Genomic DNA, 17,932 nt, shown 5'->3' with positions numbered 1-17,932 from the left:
ATTCGATAGGCGCCGATCCCCCATCGGAAATACGGTGTTTTCCGGCTCGAAACTTCCGGCCGATCCCGATACCAAATACAGGAAACGGGCTCTTCCAGAAATTACGTTCGATCCGCGGGGTGAGACGACCGTCAAACCCGTTGGGTGCATCATCGCCCGGATCGACGTCGTTATGCTGGACGCTCCCGTGGTACTGGGCAGGATGTACGTCAACCTGATCCCCGTACTCCCCATTCCTTGACCGCGAATCGCTGCGTCGAGACAATAGCGTTTTCAATCGAGGAATCGCAAAATGAACCGCAAACATGACGTATCTTCGCAAACTCGAAAGAACATGCTATCGAAGGGAACGGACTCTCGGTCCGCCTGTTCGCAGGAATACCGGTGACGAATCATCCGTCTGCATCTCCGCCGTTTGCCGCGCCGGGCGGATTGATCCGTTTCCGTCTGCATCGTCCGAACTATACGTCGCCGTTTTCGTCTTGCGGACACAGCAAACAGGCCATTTGCGACAGGACGTTGCGTTTCCATTCCCGTATGAAGACGGAGAACTGCTCTTTGTCTTCGAGCAGCAGCGTCGTCACCAGATTTTTCATCAGGAACGGGAAGGTCAGTTGCGAATAGAGCGTCAGAAAAACGATCCGGGACGGGACGGGACGGAGGATTCCTTCCCGCATCGCCGTTTTGAGCGCATTCTGGATATCGAGGATATACTTGTCGATCTTCAGTTCCCGGGCTGCTTCTATAAGATGATTCACGTCGCGTTGAATCTCCCCTATCATGAAATACGGCAGATCGGGATTGTTCAGAAACAGAGCGACGTATTCGTCGATAATTCGGTCGAGCCGTTCCATAAAAGGAATATCGCGTATCAGAATATCATGGATGCGCGGAATCACTTCCTGTAGGATGTCGCCGTAGATCGCCCGGAAGAGCCGCTCCTTGGTCCGGAAGTAGTAATGCAACGCCGGACGCGTAATGCCTACCGCCGCCGCGATGTCGCTCATGCTGGTATTGACGTACCCTTTTTCGATGAAAAGCCGGTGGGCGCACGCGATGACGTTCTGTTCGATATTTCCCGCAGGTTTCATAGCAAAGTTAGTTTTCAAGGTTATTGACAAAAAGTAAAAGCCGGTTCATAATATTCACGTCGCTAACGCTTCCGTCGAAGTCGAGCGACAGCAGGTTCATCTGCGGGTAAAGCCCGCGTATGCGTTTCTCCACGCCCTTCGAGACGATGTGATTGGCGATGCAGCCGAACGGTTGCAGGCTGACGACGTTCCGAACGCCGTGCCGGGCGAACATCGCCACCTCGCCGGGCAGCAGCCACCCCTCGCCGAACTGCGCGTTCAGCGATATGACCTCGGAAGCCGCTTCGGCACTCTCATACACGTTGCCGATCGGTTGAAAGTAGGGAAATTTCGAAGCGATGCCGTTGAAACGACCGATGAGCCGTTGCATACGCCCGGCTCCTTGCCGAAGCAGCCAGCCGGGAATCCGCGAGGAATCCAGTCCCGAACGATTTCGGATTTCGCGGTTGACGAACCCCTGCATGAAAAAATCGGTCAATATGGGCGATACCGCTTCGATCCGACGATCGGTCAGCCAATCGATCAATCCTTTTTGGGCGAAAGGATTGAATTTTAGGAATATCTCACCCACGATACCGACCTTCGGCCGTTCGATGGGACGGCATTTGCGGGAAAACGCTTCAACGGCGAAGCCCAGCGTTTCGGCAAAGGCATCCAGAATATTGCTTTCGGATTCGGATTCCAGAATCATTTTCGCGTCTTCCAGATACCAGTCGCGCAGCGAGGCCGCTTCGCCGGGCTCGGTTTCGCGCACGGCCGTAGCGTAATAGAGGCGCGCCAGGCAATCGGTGAACAGAACGGCTCCGATGGCACCGCGAAACACGCGCAGCCACGGAATACGGAACCCCGGCTGGGTCGTTTGCAGACCGCTGCCCGGCGATACGGATATAACCGGCACGTCGGCGAAACCGGCATTGACGAGCCCTTTGCGGATCAGGGCGATGTAGTTGCTGGCGCGGCATTGTCCGCCGGTCTGGGTGATGGCCACGGCCGTTTCGGTCGGGTCGTGCCGGCCCGACTGGAGCGCGTTCACGATGTCGCCCACGATCAGCGTCGCCGGATAACAGATTTCGTTGTTGGCATACCGCAATCCCGATTCTACCGAGGCTTGCGTACTCATGGGCAGGTTCTCGGCTTCGTATCCGGCACGTTTCAGCAGCGCCGGAATAAGCGGCGAAATAAACGGCGTAAAGAACGGAACGAGGATTTTCCGCTTGCGGTCCCGCTCGCCGAAATCGGGCGTCGTCACGAACGGCCGCGGCGCGGCCTGCGAAGCGTGCCCGAGTTTCAGGCTCTCGATCAGCGAGCGGATACGCAACTTCAGCGACCCGGTATTGCTCACGTCGTCGATTTTCAGCAGCGTGAGGCTTTTCCCGTGCCGTCCCAACAGGTCGCGCACTTCGTCGGTCAGCAGAGCGTCCGGGCCGCAGCCGAAAGAGGTCAGTTCGACGAACTGCACGTTCCGATCCTGCCGGCTCGCCCATGCGGCAGCCCGGAGAATGCGGTTGGCGTAGGCCCATTGCGCCACATAATGAGTGTCGGCGGTCGAAATATTTTCGCCGCGCACGATATCGTCCGTAATGACGTCGACGCCCATCCCCGCGACCATCTCCGCGATTTTATGCTGGATGAGCGGATCGGCATGGTAGGGCCGGCCGGCTACGAGAAGCGTCAGCCGGCCCGCATCGCGGCTGCGGCGCAGAATCCCGCCGTTAAGCTCCCTAAGCTGCCGAGCAAAAGCGCGCTGTTCGTCGAGCGCCCGCCGGAAAGCCGTCCGGATCTTCCGGCGCGCTACGCCCAGCGAAACGAGATAGTCGGAGCACTGGCGGTAGAGTCGCTTTTCGTTACGGAACGAAACGGTCGGCGAGTCGAGCGGGATCGAAAGATTGTCGACGCTCCGCACGACATCCGAATACCCGGCCACGATCGGACAACTGTAACTGTTGATCTCTTTGCCGTCCGGTTGTTCGTATACGACATAAGGCATCAGAATGCGGTCTACGCCCTTTTCGACGAGATCGCTGATATGGGCATGGACGAGTTTGGCCGGAAAACAGATGTTGTCGGACATCACGCGGCGCACGTTATGTTCGTAGGTTCGCATGTTCGAAGGGTCGGACAGCACGACGGAAATACCGCAGTCGCTGAGCAACGTATGCCAGAAAGGATACTCCTCGTAGGTATTCAAGCAACGGGGAATGCCGACGACCGGACGCCCTTCCCGGAGACCGGAGCGGTCGAAAAGCAGGCGCAATTTCTCGGCATAAGCGTTTTCGCCCTGCACGTCGCAGGAACCCTTGTTGGAAAAATGACGCTCGCACTTGTTTCCCGAATAGTAGGTGTTGCCGCCTGAGAAACGATAGCGCGTCACCATGCATCGGTTCTCGCAGCCGCGGCATTGCAGCATGTCCGAAGTGCAGGAAGCCGTTTCGAGCAGTTGTCCGAGGGACACGCCGGACGACCGAAGCCTTCCGGCATAGAGCGCGCAGCCGAAAGCGCCCATCATCTCCGGACGGTCGCTGCGGAAAACCTCGCGCCCGGTCAGCCGTTCGAAAGCCCGCACCACGGCGTCGTTGCGCATCGTGCCGCCCTGCACGACGATCCGGCCGCCCATCTCGTCGGCCGAACGGAGCTTCAGCACTTTGTAAAGGCAGTTCTTTACGACCGAGTAAGAAAGCCCGGCGGCGATATCGGCCATCGAAGCTCCCTCGCGCAGCATCTGCTTCACGCGGGAGTTCATAAAAACGGTGCAGCGCGTCCCCAGGTCGCAGGGATGGGAGGCGGTGCACGCCTGCGCCGCGAACTCCCCGACCCCGGAGCCGAGGCTCCGGGCGAAGGTCTCGATGAACGAACCGCAGCCCGACGAACAAGCTTCGTTGATCTCCATGCGCGTTACGGCGCCGTGCTCGACGAAAATGGCCTTCATGTCTTGTCCGCCGATATCGAGGATAAACGACACGTCGGGCGTTATCTCTTTGGCGGCAAGGTAATGCGCGATGGTCTCGATGACGCCCGCGTCGAGTCCGAAGGCCGCTTTGATGAGATCCTCGCCGTAGCCCGTTACGCAACTGCCCTCCACGACCGGATCGGCGCCCGCCGTCCGGCAGGCAGCGAGCAACTCGCGCAATCCCTGCCCGACCGCAGCGATCGGGTTGCCGTTGTTGGGCGCATAGTGGGTGAAAAGCAGTTGCTGCCGGTCGTCGAACGCCGCGATCTTCGTCGTCGTGGAACCGGAGTCGATGCCGAGCGTTATCCCGATCCGGCCCGGCGGAATCGGCACGGAGCGAAAAGTCCCGGTGTTCCGCTGCCGCCGCCAAGCGGTATGCGCTTCTTCATTTTCGAAGATGGCGGGAAGCGCCTTGTACGTGCGGTCGCCCCGCGTCGTATTCGCGGCGATGACAGCGAGCCATTCGTCCGCCGCGCGAAGCGAAGCATCGGTTCCGGAGAGCGCCGTACCCCATGCCGGCAACAGTTGGGCGTCGGCGGGGCAGATCGTTTGCGTTCCGTCCAGATGCAGGTACTCCGCAAACGCCTTACGCAACGACGGGAGGAATGCCAACGGCCCGCCGCAAAAAAGTACCGGAGCCTCGATGTCGCAGCCATGCGACAGCGTTACGACGGTCTGCACCGCCACGGCGTGGAAAATCGAAGCGGCGATCTCCTCCCGGCTCACGTTTTTGGCCAACAGGTTCTGGATGTCCGTTTTGGCGAAAACGCCGCACCGCGAGGCAATCGGATGAATGCGGACGGCCCGCTGCGCCAGACGGTCGAGTCCGGCGGGCGTCGTGTCGAGCAGGAGCGCCATCTGGTCGATAAAGGCCCCCGTACCGCCGGCGCAATTGCTGTTCATGCGCATGTCCGGCGTTTCGCCTTTCAGAAAAACGACTTTGGCGTCCTCGCCGCCGATGTCGATGAGGGTCGTCGCCTGCGGATGGTAACGCCGGACATAGGCCGTCGAAGCCACGACCTCCTGAACGAAAGGGATCTGCGTGCGCTCCGCGATGCCCAGCCCGACCGAACCGGTAATCGTCAAACCGAACAATTCGTCCCCGAACCGCTCGCCCAGCTCCGAAAAGACGACGGAAAGAGTTTCCCGAATACGGGCATTGTGACGAACATAGGTCGAAAAACAAATGTTGTCGTGGTCGTCCAATACGACGACCTTGAGCGTCGTGGAACCCACATCAAGACCTATTCTATTGTGTTTCATAACAAAACAATATTTCACCAACACTATCTGACTATGATGTCAGACACAAATGTAAACAAAAAAAATTCCGACATGGTTAATCGGAATGAAAATTATTTGCAATTTTTTTCAACGTCCGGTTGTCCGATCGGTCATTCCTAAAATTTATACCAACGGAAGACCAATACAAAAAAGATACCCGCCGCAAATGCAGCGGGTATCCCCCGTTTTCAGGCAATGCCTGAAACCTCCTTCGGTAAAACTCTAAAATTCGATTCTTTTGGCCTGCCCGATGTGTTCGAGATTGACCGATGCGTACGGATCGCCGGCGGCTTCGGCTTTCCGGAGAAATTTTTCGGCCGTGTCGTAATCCCCTTTCATCATGTAGCATACGCCTATGTAGTTGAATGCCGCAGGATTCTCCTGCTGACCTTCCAGTTCTTTCAAAGCGGCTTCGTAGTCTCCTTCGACCATGTGCCGCATAGCCCTGTTGATCCGCGTAACCCCGATGTTTTCAGGACTGTCCGGGTCAATCCACGTGGTGCGGCCGTGCTCGTCCGTAACCGCCGTAGCGACGGAAGCCGTCCGGTCGATGTCGTAGTAGACCTGCAAATATCCGGCATTCCGCAGGGCAGGATAAAAATTCTTCAGCATGTAGGCATACGGCTTTCCGTCGGCAAGCTGTTTCAATTTGGTCTTGCGCTCTTCCTGCTCGATGGCGTAGGCATCGATGATGTCGAGCACCTCCTGCCGGTACTCCATATCCGACTCGGCGACCATTTTACGCAAACCGTCCCAATCCTCGCGCCCGTTGTAAAGTTCGAACAGGCTCTCGTCGCGCGGCATGTCGAGGTTCTTCAGCAGGTAATCCCGGAACGACTCCGCACGCCTTTGCGCGAGCGCCGTGTTGCCGGCCAGCGTACCTTCCGGCGAAGCGTATCCGGCTATCATGATCCGTTTGAGCGACGCATTCGGATCTTCGTGGATAAGCTGGAACGCTTTCCCCACTGCGCCGAGCAACTCCTTGTTGCCGGGAATATCCATATCGATTACGTGCGACCCTACGGTAAACCGGATTACGGCCGTCCCTTTGTCGCGTTCGTTGAACAGGATGTCGTAACGGTTGGGATAATCCTCGACAGGATGCAGAAACGGATTCTCCAGGGAATATTTTTCGAGTTCGGTGAGCCGGTATTCGAGCGGCTCGCTGTTGTAAGCCGGCACGATCTCGTAATAGAGCAGCTTGTCCGCGGCGAGCGTCCGGGCCGGTTTCGTATCTTCGGAGCAACACCCGACCACGGTTTCGCCGAGCGACAGCGACACCGTATTCATCCAGGATTGATACGGAACGAGCGCTTTATAGCCGACCTTCGCAGGAGTATCCTTTCTTTTTAAGACATAGCCTTTGCCGCCGGTCGCTCTATTGCGGGTATCGTACAGGCTGCGCCGGTTGCCGGTTACGACGATCTGCTCGAGCGCCAGCCTGTCGGCCCCGTTGTAGAGCACGGGCGTCATCACGACCCGATAGTTCGGACGCAACTTTTCGATATTCACATCGAACGACACCTCCACCTCTTCGTTTACCTTACGCACCTTTGTATTCTCTACGGTCCATGTTCCCGGCGCCGCAGCCCAAAGGTCGGCTGCGAAAAACAGGGACAAGATTATAATTAGCGATCTTTTCATCAGACGTTCGGATTATATCAGTTAATTATGAATATCAGGTTAACGCCCAACTTGGTCGGGCCGAAATAGTTTTTGGTTCCGGATTCGAGCCGGGGACTACAGTCGCGGCACCCGTACTTGTCGTAGTCGAAACGGACGTATCCGACGCCGACGGTGGCCTCGATGCTCCACTTCCGCGCGAGCATCCACTGGTAACCGTAACTGAATCCGCCTCCGACGTACCAGCCGTCGTAACGGTGTTCCTTACCGTCCCGGGCCAGGCCGAACGGCAGTTTCACCTTCGAAATATTGTACTCTCCGCCGAGCAGGTGTACGCCGAAAAAGTGCCCGTTGAAACGTTCGCACAACCAGTAACGGAACTCGGGCTGCACCAGCCAGTGCTTGAACATTTTGCCGTCGTTCTTCTCGAACGGATTGTAATTACCCGATATATCGAGGGTCGTCGCCCGTCCCAGCCCCAGCTCGACGCCGAGGTTCGGCGTCGCCAGTACGTCGTAAACGACATTGTTCTTCACAGCGACTTTCTGAGCGCCGGTCGAAGCCGTCATCGCGGCAAAGGCGAGCAGAAGAATAACTTTTTTCATCATGACTTTTCTTTCGTTTATGGACCGGCCGCCCCGCGGACGGCCGGCTTTGTGAATACTGATAAACAGAGGTTGCGTTCGTCGTTACTCTGCGCGCAGCGTAATCGTGCTGGACGGTTCCCGCATGATCCTCTTCAACGTACGCGTAGCCCTGCGGTCGCTGCTTTCATGGATCTCGAACAGCATCAGGTGATCGAGACGCGTCCCGGGAATCATATACCACTGGCGCCATCCGTGTGCGAGCCCGCTGCCGATCTCTTCCGCTTCGATCTTACCCGTCTTGCCCTGGTTATTCGGATCGTGGTTGTCGTGCCTCAGCGCGAAAGCGCTCACCACGTACAATTCCTTGCCGTTACCCAGGTTCGTCGCATGGTTCGCCCGCTTGAATTGCCTGCGCAGGAACTCCGTGCTTACCAGGTAATACTCATAGGTCAACGTAGTGTACACATTCGGATCGTCATGGTACAACTGTACCGTCCGGGTCGTCGTAGCCTCTTCGAGATCGATCGCGGTCACCTTGAAGCTCACCGTCTGCAATCCCGGTTTGGCCGGAGTGTAATAGTAGTATCCGCCGCCGTCGTCGCTGAACCCGGTCATGTCCGACGGAGCCAGGCTCGGCGTGTAAAACAACACGAGATCTTGCCGCGCGAACGCGTCTTCGGACATATAGAAGGTTATCAGCGCCTCCTGACCGATGCCGTATCCCACGCAGTTTTGCAGATAAGCGGAATGGTGTCCGTTGATCGATACGAGCGTCAGCGCAGGCCCGACATACGCGGTTTTGAAGATCGGGTTCTCGATAGTCACCAATTCGCCGCCATGATCCCTCGAATTCTGGAAATCGACGGTCTGCTGTCCCGCTCCGGTCGCCATATAAATATAGCTGATGCTGCCGTCCGGGTTCGATTCGATCTGCAGGCTGTTCCGGCTCGCATTGGTCGGCTCCAAATTCCGGGCCGTAATTACGCATCGCAGCGGGAAATAGGCGGCCGGAATATCGTCGGAAATGTCGAACGTAAGCGTTTTCGAATCGCCTCTGCTGACGCCGGAAGGCATCCCCACCGGGTCGAACGTAAACTTCTCGCATGAAATGACGGTCACGATCCTCGACAGGGCGCCGGCGGAAATACGGATTTCCGCCTTTTTGAAACCTTCGTCGACGACCCGGACGTCGGCGTACACCTTACCCGAACCCCGGTCGACGTACAGGTTGCTCAGTATCCCTTCCTCGTCGGACAGCACCAGCGGGTTGCGGATATCGCCGTTGGTCACGACGTTGCTCTTCTCATACTTGACGTCGAGTTCGAGCCGCTGCGTCGCGGAACCGTCCCCCGGATTGGTAAGGATATTGACGATCGGATTGACCGTCAGCCGGTCGGAACCGTCCGATATCTCGGGAGATTCTTTGATGATCTCCGCGTAAATGTTGTTGATCGGCGGCGCGTCGATCGCGCTTTCAACGCTTCCGGAACCGATATTTCCCGGGATATAGTCCATGATCCTTATCCTGAAATGGGTATTGCGAACGATCGGATAAAGATTGAGTTCGCTGTCGATCAACTCGATTTTGTAATACTTTTTATAATCGCCGCCGGCGTGAAGTATCACGAAAGTCTCGTCATTGTAGCCGTTGTCGCTCTCGAACATGTATTTAGGCTCGAGATCCAGCGTCGTCGGTTTATCGGCGCACATGCCCGCATCGGCCGGAACGGTGGCCCGGTCGGCCGACCACTCGAACGGTTCCGCAATGCCCGGACTGAACGGAGCGATCGTTCCGCGGGTCGCATAGTTATAAAGCGCGAACCCTTCGACGGTAAACTGCTCGCGTTGCCCCTGGGCCATCAGATCCAGCAGATTCTGGTCGATCTCTACGGTCACCTTGGCTTGGTTGCGCAGCAGCCTCACCTGCGGGGGAGCATTGAAATTATCGACGGTCTTGCGGTCCCACAGCACCCAGGTATCCGATTCGAGATCCGGCACGAGGGTTCTCTCGTCTTTGCCGAGCGAGCCCCGCTCGTCGAACGCGCTCCAGTCGTAATTGGCTATGAAATGCACGATACGCGTACTGCCCGACACCTTCGCCTTGAACGTACCGCCCTGCAGGTCGGATGCGACCGAGCGGCCGAGGAACCGGCCGTCGGCATCGAATTGCAGTAGACTGATATCGTTTACCGTACTCTCGGCCGATTTGGTACGAACGACCGTATAATCGGGAACCGAATAAGAAAATTCCAGATCGGCCTCCCCGCTTACCGGCATGGAAACCGGTTCCGTTTCGGACTTCATGCAGGAAGCGAGAACCGCGATCAGCAAAAACGGCAGCGACAATTTATAAAATCTTGTTTTCATCACTTTACCTTAATTATTTCATTTGTCGTTAAAAAGGCTACAACGGACGGTCTATATCCCTTACGCATCGCACTTCCGCACTGCTGGCACTCTCCCCGTCGGTACCCCCGGACGGATTGAGGATACGGAACGCCGCATTGCTCGCCGGATCGGCCGTCCAGTAGCGGTGTCTGTCGGTAATGTCCTTGATTTCGCATTTGCTCACATTTTGCAGGACATCGAGCAACAGCATCTCGGCATAGGTCGGCATGCGCCAGTTTTTATAGGTCACTCCGTCCGTATCGGTCTCGGAGTAGTTCTTGCACCGGCTCACGGCGGCCCAGAAATCGACCCGATCGGTCGAAGACGACACTCTCGACGCGAACATGAAGTTCGGAGAGATCATCCACCGGTTACTCGCGGAAGGATCGGTATAACCGTTCTTATCCAGAGCGGGATAGCCTACCTGGCAATAACCGTACGCCATTTCCTGGCGGCCGTCGTTCACCGGATTGTAAGGATGGGGACCGGTATACAGTTTTCCGGTCAGCTCCTGGTAATACCCGCGGATGTGGGCGTCTCCCCAACTGCCCCTGGTCGGAACGTCGGGCATCGGAATCGTTCGCAGGTCGGCCTGTTTGATATTGACCGTATACATGTTTCGGTTTTTGTTCCCGTCCACGTCCTGCGACAAGATATGGCCGATCCAGATCGGCGGATACTGCGTAACCCGGACGCTCTGGACGATGTGGTCGCCGTTCTCCACGTCGAACGTAATCACCCTCGGAACGAAATTGTCCGGAATCGGGCTGTAAATCGTAATCGCCCCGTTGTGCACGAACGGATCGCGCGTAACGCTCACCCCCGTCGAGGAAACCTCGGCGCCTTCGACGAAAACTTTCAGGTTCCGCACCTCCACATTGTCCGAAGAGGATTGGAATCCCGTAACATAGGTATCTATGTTGTTCATCACGATGTCCTGCTCGTCGATGTAGAGGTACATGATGTTTTTGATCCACACTTCGATGTTATTGGTCGTCCAGTCCACCACCTGATAATCAACGTTTTCCAACAGGACGGCTTCCGGAGCGCTGGCTCCCCCGTCGCCGTCGATATGCGCCTTAATATTGTAAATGTAGTTGCGGCGGAGTTTGTAAAGGTGAGCCGGGTCGCCCCCGTCGGCCGAAAGGCGGTAGTTCACGGGGATCTTGTAATAGCTGCTTTCCGTCGCGGACGCCTTCTTTATAGGCACGTTCAGGTAGATGAAAGTCTCATCGGCCACCGCGGCGTTCCAGTCGTTGGCATACGAATAAAGGATGATCTGGTTCGGCTCGCCCGACACCAGGTCGGCGCCCGTATAGGATGCGGTAGTCGCCAGCGCGGGCGTATGAACGTCCCCGGTTTCCAGCACCCTGGCGTCGGACGCGTAGTTGACCAGTTTTTTGGTCACCTGTCCCGCCGGCTGGTAATCGGCGCCGTAACTGAGGTTCACCCGGATCTTGGCAACGCCCCTTTTGAGCGACACGTCGATGTTCTTATTGGCTTTCGTACCGTCGTTGAGTACCGTCGCGATCGACTTACCGTCCATCAGCAGATCGGTCTGCACCGCATCGGGATTCAGAGCCTGAGCAACGACCGCCGCTTTCAGCTCCGCGAGGGACATCGCCCCTGCGGCGGCCGTACCCGCATTCGCCACGACATAAACCGAATACCCGGTATTTTCCGCGAATGCGCTCCGGTTCTTCGAAATGCCGTACCGGGTCATTCCGTCGACCGGCACGATGCGTTGGTAATGGGCGCAGGCGTCTTCTCCCTCTTTGTAGATAAATACGTCGAGGGTCGAAATCTTATTTTCGTTCAGCGCCTTCTCGCCGTCTTCGGTCGCCTTCGTCCCCCCCTCTACCGGCAGCAAGACCTGAAGCGTCAGGTTATTGCCGTCCGGGGCGGAGCCGTCCGGATCTTTCTGGCACGATGCGGCGAAGAGCAGGACGGCCAGCGAAAAGATCGATCGTATGATATGCTTTGAAATCATGACTCTATTATTGTATTTGTTTGATCAGAATGTCGGTTTCGGTTCCCGGGTATTTCCGGCCTTCGGCGAAGCTGCCTCCCGCGTTATCGGGATTGATCTTCGCTTTTTTACCGTCGATCGAGATATAGAACTGCGTCTCGCGTTCGACGTTCGGGGTAAAACTCTTGGCCGGCACGATCCGTACCGAGTAGGAATCGGCCCGGGTTATCCCCTGCGAAACGTAGCCGCCTTCGGACAGCAGCTTGAAATCGTGCCCGTTGGTCAGGTTGGCCGCCCATACCGCTCCGTCGGGAGCCGTGAGCTTAAAATCGTAGGTAGCCGGGGCGGACTGCGAAACCTGTCCGTAATTCGCTCCGTAATCCACTCCCGAAAAGGCGAACGCGAGTTCGTCGTAAGTAATCGAAGAAAGCTCCGTGTCCCATTTCAGGACGTCCACGCGCAGGAACAACAGGTCGTTCGGCGCTCCGACAACCGCTTTGACCCGGTAAATCCGGTTGCGTTCCAAGTCGTAAAATCCCGCGGTATTCTTCAGATCGCCGCGATAGGTTACCGGGGCCCCGTTGACTTTCACATTCACCAACAGGTACGGGGTAGACGCGTCGTCCGGCGCGGCTCCCGACGGATCTTCTTCGCCGGAAATATTCTGATAACTGTAAAACGACTTTTCGGCGTCGGACGGTTTCAGCGCCGCATAGTCCGCATCGTCCGGAACCACGTCGAGGTATCCCGCCGTAGCGGGCGTATAGGTCTCCGTCCGGCGAATATCGCCTCCCGGCATCGCCTTGCTCTGATACTGAACGTTGCTGCGAACGACCTGGTTACGGAATTCGATCGAGGTCAGTTCCACGAGGTCGTCCGTCAATTCCGCCGACTTGAAAACATGCATGTCGACGCGTCCGACGAGTCTCTCCATTTCGACCGAAGCGTTGACGGCAGTTCCCGACATCGTCGTCGCCGTTTTGCCGATCATTGCGATGTCATCCGCCGAGAAAGACGAGGAAACTATTTCCAGCGCATCGAGCGTCGATTTGGGCGTATTCTCGTCGATGGTCACCGCCTGTCCGTTCGCCGTAAAGTTTTTTCCGGCATAGTTGGCGACGGCATAGATCGCTTTCTTGTCTTTGGTCACCCTGACCGACCGGACATAGCTGTTCGCAGCCGATTCCGGCGTAAAATCCGTTACCAACTCGGAAAATTCCAGATCGCCGTTGTCATGGTTGAATATGTACACGGCCAGACTGGTAAATTCGTCTTCGCCGGTGAGGGCGAGATCGCCGTTTCCGTTGCGGGTAAGAAGGGACAATGCCAGGCTGGCGTCCATTCCCGCCGGATCGTCCCCGGCGGTCTTGCTGCACGACAGCATCTGCACGGAGACGGCGAACAACAGAATGATTCTGGCTATCTTATACTTTTGCATGGATTCCTATTTTTGTATCGGATCGATGTCCTCTTCCTCCCAGGGAGCGACTTCTACCGAAGTATTGTTAAACCGGAAGCGTATGGCTATTTCCGCCTCGTCCTTGTCTTCGACGGAGATAGCGTGCTCGTTCATAAAATCCGCCAGTTCGACGGTTTTATAGCAAATCTCGCCGCCGCTGTTCGACAGTTTTAGCCGTATGTCGTTATCGTTCAAAAAACGAAAGGCGTTTACGCGTGCAACGTAGTCCCCCGTTTCCGCATCGTATGCGAGCTGAGCGCGGTAAACGCTTTTCAGAGCCGAGGCGCTCGCTCCGTCGAAACCCATCTGCGGATGCAGGTTCACGATATCCACCTCGATCGGCGCCGTTGCGCGGGTGGCGGGCGCCGCCGCCCCCGTAACATGCACGTGCAGCGGAATGTGTGCCTGATCGAACAGCAATTCTTCGTCCCTGAACTGACTTTGCACGACCGTTATCTTTTTGGTCGCGAAGTACACCCGGTCGTTTTCATGGTGTATAATGGGATCTCCCGCATAGTACGCGGCCGATCCCAGCACGGCCTTCGACAGTTGCTCGGCATCGTGTATTTCCGTCCCGTCGGTCAGGTTCGTCCATGCCACCAGGGAGTAATTTCCATCGGGCAGATTCAGGTTCACACCCTTGTGTGCCTGTAAGTCGGCGCCGCTTTTGGTGCGCCTCGCGACCAGGTTTCCGTCGCTGTCGTAGACGAACAGGGTCACGTTGTCCGATTTTTCGAGGAAGCGGCATTGTCCCGGAACGTCGCCGTAATAGTAAAACGATATCCGCGTACGCTCGCAGTCCAATCCGGAGCCGTCGTCACGGATACACCCCGATAGTGCAAAAACCCAAAACAGGACAATTATGTAATTGTATCCTTTCATTTCACTAGGTCGATTAGCTGTATCTTTTTCGTAAAAAGGGGGGAGGCCCGTCCTCCCCCCGCATTCAATTAAAGGATTACTACAACTGCTGGAACTCGGGATCGATGTTCTCTTCCTGCCAGTCGGCGATAGTAATGGTAAGGGTGATGTTATACGCGACCGGATTGAGATCGGTGTGCATGAACTGAGGTTTGATCTCGATGTTCACATTGTAGATCTTACCCGCTTCGAACGTTACGTTCCCCGAGGCGGTCGTATAATTCACCACGTTGGCAAACTTGGACAGCGGCAGCAATCTCGGATTGTAGGCGTCTTCGTCGTCGCTCGTAATGTCGGTAGCCGATACATTGGCCAGGCTGAAGTGCAGATACGGAGTCTGTCCGGGGAAGAAGTTGAACGCGAAACACTTCTTGGCGTCGGGATCGGTCGGATCGTTGAATTCGTCCAGGTCGTAAGCCGCATACGCGCCGGAGCTCCACTGGTTATAGCTTGCATAGGTCGCTTCGTCCGTTTGGGCGGCGTCCGAGCCGAAAAGCCATTTACCCTCGGTCGCTCTTTCGAAAGCGGTCGTATTGGTCATCAGCGACGCAGCCACGGCTGCTCCGTTGTATTGCTTGTAGAAGTTGTTGAAGTAAACTCCCAGCAGATCGCCGGTCAGACCTTCCCACTCTACGAGAGCCGATTTTCCGTTGGAAGTGTTGGTCACCGTTTCGCTTCCGCTCTCGACGAAGGATACCTTTTTAACCTGGATACGGGCCATCACCGATTTGATCGTAACGGTGCCGGTAAACGTATACACGTTCTCGTCGTTCACATTCTCTACGTTCACGTCGAATGCCGACAGCGCCCCTGTCCCGGCAAAAAGCACTTTGGAACCTTGTTGCTGGCTGTAAGCGGCCGCAACGGTCACTTTGTCGCCCACCCCGCCGGTAACGTAAGTTTCCGATCCTTTTTTATAATTGCCGTAAACGGCCAGGTCGGAGGCTTCGGTTCCCACATTCGGAATGAGGAGTCCCACATCGGTCAGCTTGTCCCAATCCGAATCGGCTGTCAGGTCTTTGTCGACCTCTACTTTTTTCAAAATCGTACCCGCCGAGTTCGTTACGAAAATGGCGATGTTGTCCACGTCGGCCGTCTTCAAAAGCGGATCCACCGGGCCGGCCGCTTTCGTCTGGACGCCGCCCATGGAGATTACGACGTGCTTCTCTCCGGCGGGAGCGGACGGGCCGCCCGGGTCGGTGTCTTTGGAACACGAGGCAAGTATGCCTAAACTCAAAAACGCTGCAAAAAAATAATTGAATGTTTTCATGATAAAAAGTAAATTAATTAGAGTTTCACACAATCGGTTATTTCGATCGAAAATCAAACATCGCAATCACGGTCGTCGAATCGGCAGTTCCGACATATGTCCGGATGTTTCAAGTTCGGTTCCATGTCCGATCAATTTTTCATACACTCATAATACAACCATTCGGGGGCAATATATAGATACGTTTACGCCTTTTTATCAACCAATTACGCAACAAAACCTATTCTCAAACTCCGATTCCGAAACAATTTTCCGAGACCGTTCTCGCCGTTTCGAAATGCGAAAACGACAAGGCCGCGATCTACCGTTTATCATGTCCGCCGAAACGCATATCGCAACTCCCGTCCGGCAGAACGGTCGGACGGGAACGGCTCGGATACGCAGAAAAAGAAACCGGAATACAGCGGGATCGCAACCCCGCCGTTTTACGGCCGGACGCGGGGAAGCATGACCGCACGAATTTCAAAATGTTAATTATTATTACCATATTTGCGGAATAAATATAAAATCACCTATCGCAGGAATGAATAAAGATTTAACCTGGAACGCCTCTGATAATAAAGATCGGGAATCGACCGAACGAACATCCCGCGAAAACGGGCCCGTTACGGTGGAACTGCTCGAAGCGCTCCGCGACGGGGATCACGAGGCCTACAAGACCGTATACCTGCATTACCGGGGCCCGATCGAGAACTTTCTATATAAATTGTTGCGCTCCCGCGAAGAAGCCGAGGAAATCGCGCAGCACGTATTTATGACCCTGTGGGAGAGGCGGGCCGAGTTGGACCCTTCCAAAAATATCCGTACCCTACTCTATACGATCGCACGGAATGCGGTGGTCAATTTGTTCAAACGCCAGCGGGTTTTCGAGAAATACCAGAAAATGCAGGACCCCGGCGAACAGGATCTTCTGACAGGCGAAGACCTGTTGATCGCGCAGGAAAAAGAACTACTCATAGAGCTGGCCGTCAAGAACATGCCTCCGATGCGCCGGAAAATATTCGAAATGAGCCGGCAGCAGAACCTCTCGCACGAAGAGATCGCGCAGCACCTTGATACGTCCAAACACAATGTCGCGAACCACCTGTCGCAAGCCCTGAAAAAAATCAAGCGCACGCTCAAATAGTCAATTCCCGCCGCAACCGGCCGGGGATCGCCCCATGCATCGTAAAAACCAGAACAACGCGCCGTTCGGATGAATCCGATTCTACTTTTGTATAAAACAGCTCTTTGATTGTATTATAATCATAACGGTCGTACGCTCCGTCCGGCATACCCGTTCCGCAATACGATTTCAAAAAATAATTCAAATAGATACTCCAGCATATCCGAACGACTGTATTTATGAGCACCGACCCGCAAAAAACGATCCAGGAGATCATCGACCTGTACCTCGGCGAAGAGCATCCCGACGAACATACCCAGGAGCAGTTCCGCGCCTGGCTTGCCGGCGACGGCCACCGGAAAGAGAAATACGAGGCCCTGGAAAAAGCGTTCGAAAGAGAAGTCCGGTTCGATCCGGCCCCGAGCCGCAAAGTACTGGACTCGTACCGGGAAATGACCGGCGCGGCGCGAGGCGCCGGCGTAGAACGCTCCCGGTCGCGAAAAAGAACGGCCCTGCGCATCGCCGCGGCGGCAGTTCCGGCACTGATCGCCGCCGCGACGATCTTATACCTGCTGAATCAACGCCTCAGCGAACATTTCGACGTGACCGTCCTGTCCGACGTGACCGAATCGACGGAGCGCGGAACGCAAAAACACATCATTCTGCCCGACGGTTCGCAGGCATGGATAAACAGCGGCAGCAGCATCGGATACTGCGACGATTTTGGATCGAAACGCACGGTTTACCTCGACGGAGAGGCGTATTTCATCGTGAAGGCCTCCGTACAGCAGCCGTTCACGGTGAAAACGGAAAACATGACCGCCGTGGCGACGGAAGCCCAATTCAACGTCAAGGCCTACTGCGACAGCGCAGCCTGCGAAATCGTCGTAGCGGAAGGCTCCCTCGACGCCTTCTGCGGCGGGCAAACCTATCGCCTGGCAGACAATACGCACATCCGGATGGACAACCGGTCGCAGCGCGTCACCGTGCACCGGATCGTCGACGGCGAACTGCCGCAATGGATGTCGCAGTTGCGATTCGAAGACACGCCGCTCGAACACGTGCTTTATATCATCTCCGGATTTTTCGGCGTGAAAATCGACCTGGCGGCCGAACTGGAACTGGAAGGGAACTTCACGGCCGCCTTCGAAGAAGGCCCGACGCTGGACAACGTGCTGCTTACGTTGCAAAATACCGTACCGGACTTCAATTACCGGATCGACGGGAACACGGTGCGCATCACGGAAAAACAGGTACGGGACGGAATGTCGAAATAACATAAGGCGTA

The 17,932-nt window shown here is 56.0% G+C and carries 12 protein-coding genes; 3 read left to right on the top strand and 9 right to left on the bottom strand.

Annotated elements, in window-relative coordinates; translation table 11 throughout:
- Positions 1 to 34 precede the first annotated feature (34 nt).
- Positions 35 to 241 (top strand): hypothetical protein, encoded by a 207-nt coding sequence (locus C1A08_RS12210; protein ID WP_101573814.1) that lies wholly within the window; start codon positions 35 to 37, stop codon positions 239 to 241.
- Positions 242 to 461: 220 nt separating this feature from the next.
- On the opposite strand, the gene C1A08_RS12205 is transcribed toward C1A08_RS12210, so the two are convergent.
- From C1A08_RS12205 to C1A08_RS12165, 9 genes are all read right to left on the bottom strand, one after another.
- Entirely contained in the window at positions 462 to 1,091 is a 630-nt protein-coding gene (locus tag C1A08_RS12205; RefSeq protein WP_101573812.1) for a TetR/AcrR family transcriptional regulator, read from the bottom strand.
- A gap of 7 nt (positions 1,092 to 1,098) precedes the next feature.
- The gene (locus C1A08_RS12200) at positions 1,099 to 5,301 is read right to left on the bottom strand and encodes an acyl-CoA dehydratase activase-related protein (protein WP_101573810.1); all 4,203 of its coding nucleotides are present in this window, start codon (positions 5,299 to 5,301) and stop codon (positions 1,099 to 1,101) included.
- Between the two features lie 243 nt (positions 5,302 to 5,544).
- Positions 5,545 to 6,966, bottom strand: a complete 1,422-nt coding sequence (locus C1A08_RS12195) for an OmpA family protein (RefSeq protein WP_101573808.1) — start codon at positions 6,964 to 6,966, stop codon at positions 5,545 to 5,547.
- 17 nt (positions 6,967 to 6,983) lie between these two features.
- On the bottom strand, positions 6,984 to 7,550 hold the full coding sequence (locus tag C1A08_RS12190; protein WP_055203614.1) for a DUF3575 domain-containing protein: 567 nt from the start codon (positions 7,548 to 7,550) through the stop codon (positions 6,984 to 6,986).
- Positions 7,551 to 7,634: 84 nt separating this feature from the next.
- Positions 7,635 to 9,899, bottom strand: a complete 2,265-nt coding sequence (locus tag C1A08_RS12185; protein ID WP_101573804.1) for a hypothetical protein — start codon at positions 9,897 to 9,899, stop codon at positions 7,635 to 7,637.
- A gap of 37 nt (positions 9,900 to 9,936) precedes the next feature.
- Positions 9,937 to 11,910, bottom strand: a complete 1,974-nt coding sequence (locus tag C1A08_RS12180; protein WP_101573802.1) for a fimbrial protein — start codon at positions 11,908 to 11,910, stop codon at positions 9,937 to 9,939.
- A 7-nt stretch (positions 11,911 to 11,917) separates the two neighbouring features.
- Positions 11,918 to 13,327: a fimbrial protein gene (locus tag C1A08_RS12175; protein ID WP_101573800.1), complete on the bottom strand. Its 1,410-nt coding sequence runs from the start codon at positions 13,325 to 13,327 to the stop codon at positions 11,918 to 11,920.
- 6 nt (positions 13,328 to 13,333) lie between these two features.
- Positions 13,334 to 14,230 carry a FimB/Mfa2 family fimbrial subunit gene (locus tag C1A08_RS12170; RefSeq protein ID WP_101573798.1) on the bottom strand — a complete coding sequence of 299 codons (897 nt, stop codon included), beginning with the start codon at positions 14,228 to 14,230 and terminating at the stop codon, positions 13,334 to 13,336.
- A 79-nt stretch (positions 14,231 to 14,309) separates the two neighbouring features.
- Complete coding sequence (locus C1A08_RS12165; RefSeq protein ID WP_101573795.1) at positions 14,310 to 15,539, bottom strand: hypothetical protein; 1,230 nt, start codon at positions 15,537 to 15,539, stop codon at positions 14,310 to 14,312.
- A 523-nt stretch (positions 15,540 to 16,062) separates the two neighbouring features.
- Here C1A08_RS12165 and C1A08_RS12160 point away from each other — a divergent pair.
- Positions 16,063 to 16,665, top strand: a complete 603-nt coding sequence (locus C1A08_RS12160; RefSeq protein ID WP_101573793.1) for an RNA polymerase sigma-70 factor — start codon at positions 16,063 to 16,065, stop codon at positions 16,663 to 16,665.
- 218 nt (positions 16,666 to 16,883) lie between these two features.
- The gene (locus C1A08_RS12150; RefSeq protein WP_101573789.1) at positions 16,884 to 17,921 is read left to right on the top strand and encodes a FecR family protein; all 1,038 of its coding nucleotides are present in this window, start codon (positions 16,884 to 16,886) and stop codon (positions 17,919 to 17,921) included.
- Positions 17,922 to 17,932 lie beyond the last annotated feature (11 nt).

This window comes from Alistipes sp. cv1, assembly GCF_900240235.1.
Classification (GTDB): Bacteria; Bacteroidota; Bacteroidia; order Bacteroidales; family Rikenellaceae; genus Alistipes_A; species Alistipes_A hominis.
Note: the sequence above shows the minus strand (reverse complement) of the source record. Positions and strands in the feature narration are given on the sequence as shown.

Bases quoted from the DNA above. Each gene is read 5' to 3' on its own strand.
- C1A08_RS12170 (WP_101573798.1), bottom strand. From the start codon at position 14,230: ATGAAAGGATACAATTACATAATTGTCCTGTTTTGGGTTTTTGCACTA.
- C1A08_RS12195 (WP_101573808.1), bottom strand. From the start codon at position 6,966: ATGAAAAGATCGCTAATTATAATCTTGTCCCTGTTTTTCGCAGCCGAC.
- C1A08_RS12190 (WP_055203614.1), bottom strand. From the start codon at position 7,550: ATGAAAAAAGTTATTCTTCTGCTCGCCTTTGCCGCGATGACGGCTTCG.
- C1A08_RS12165 (WP_101573795.1), bottom strand. From the start codon at position 15,539: ATGAAAACATTCAATTATTTTTTTGCAGCGTTTTTGAGTTTAGGCATA.
- C1A08_RS12205 (WP_101573812.1), bottom strand. From the start codon at position 1,091: ATGAAACCTGCGGGAAATATCGAACAGAACGTCATCGCGTGCGCCCAC.
- C1A08_RS12160 (WP_101573793.1), top strand. From the start codon at position 16,063: ATGAATAAAGATTTAACCTGGAACGCCTCTGATAATAAAGATCGGGAA.
- C1A08_RS12175 (WP_101573800.1), bottom strand. From the start codon at position 13,327: ATGCAAAAGTATAAGATAGCCAGAATCATTCTGTTGTTCGCCGTCTCC.
- C1A08_RS12180 (WP_101573802.1), bottom strand. From the start codon at position 11,910: ATGATTTCAAAGCATATCATACGATCGATCTTTTCGCTGGCCGTCCTG.
- C1A08_RS12200 (WP_101573810.1), bottom strand. From the start codon at position 5,301: ATGAAACACAATAGAATAGGTCTTGATGTGGGTTCCACGACGCTCAAG.
- C1A08_RS12150 (WP_101573789.1), top strand. From the start codon at position 16,884: ATGAGCACCGACCCGCAAAAAACGATCCAGGAGATCATCGACCTGTAC.
- C1A08_RS12185 (WP_101573804.1), bottom strand. From the start codon at position 9,899: ATGAAAACAAGATTTTATAAATTGTCGCTGCCGTTTTTGCTGATCGCG.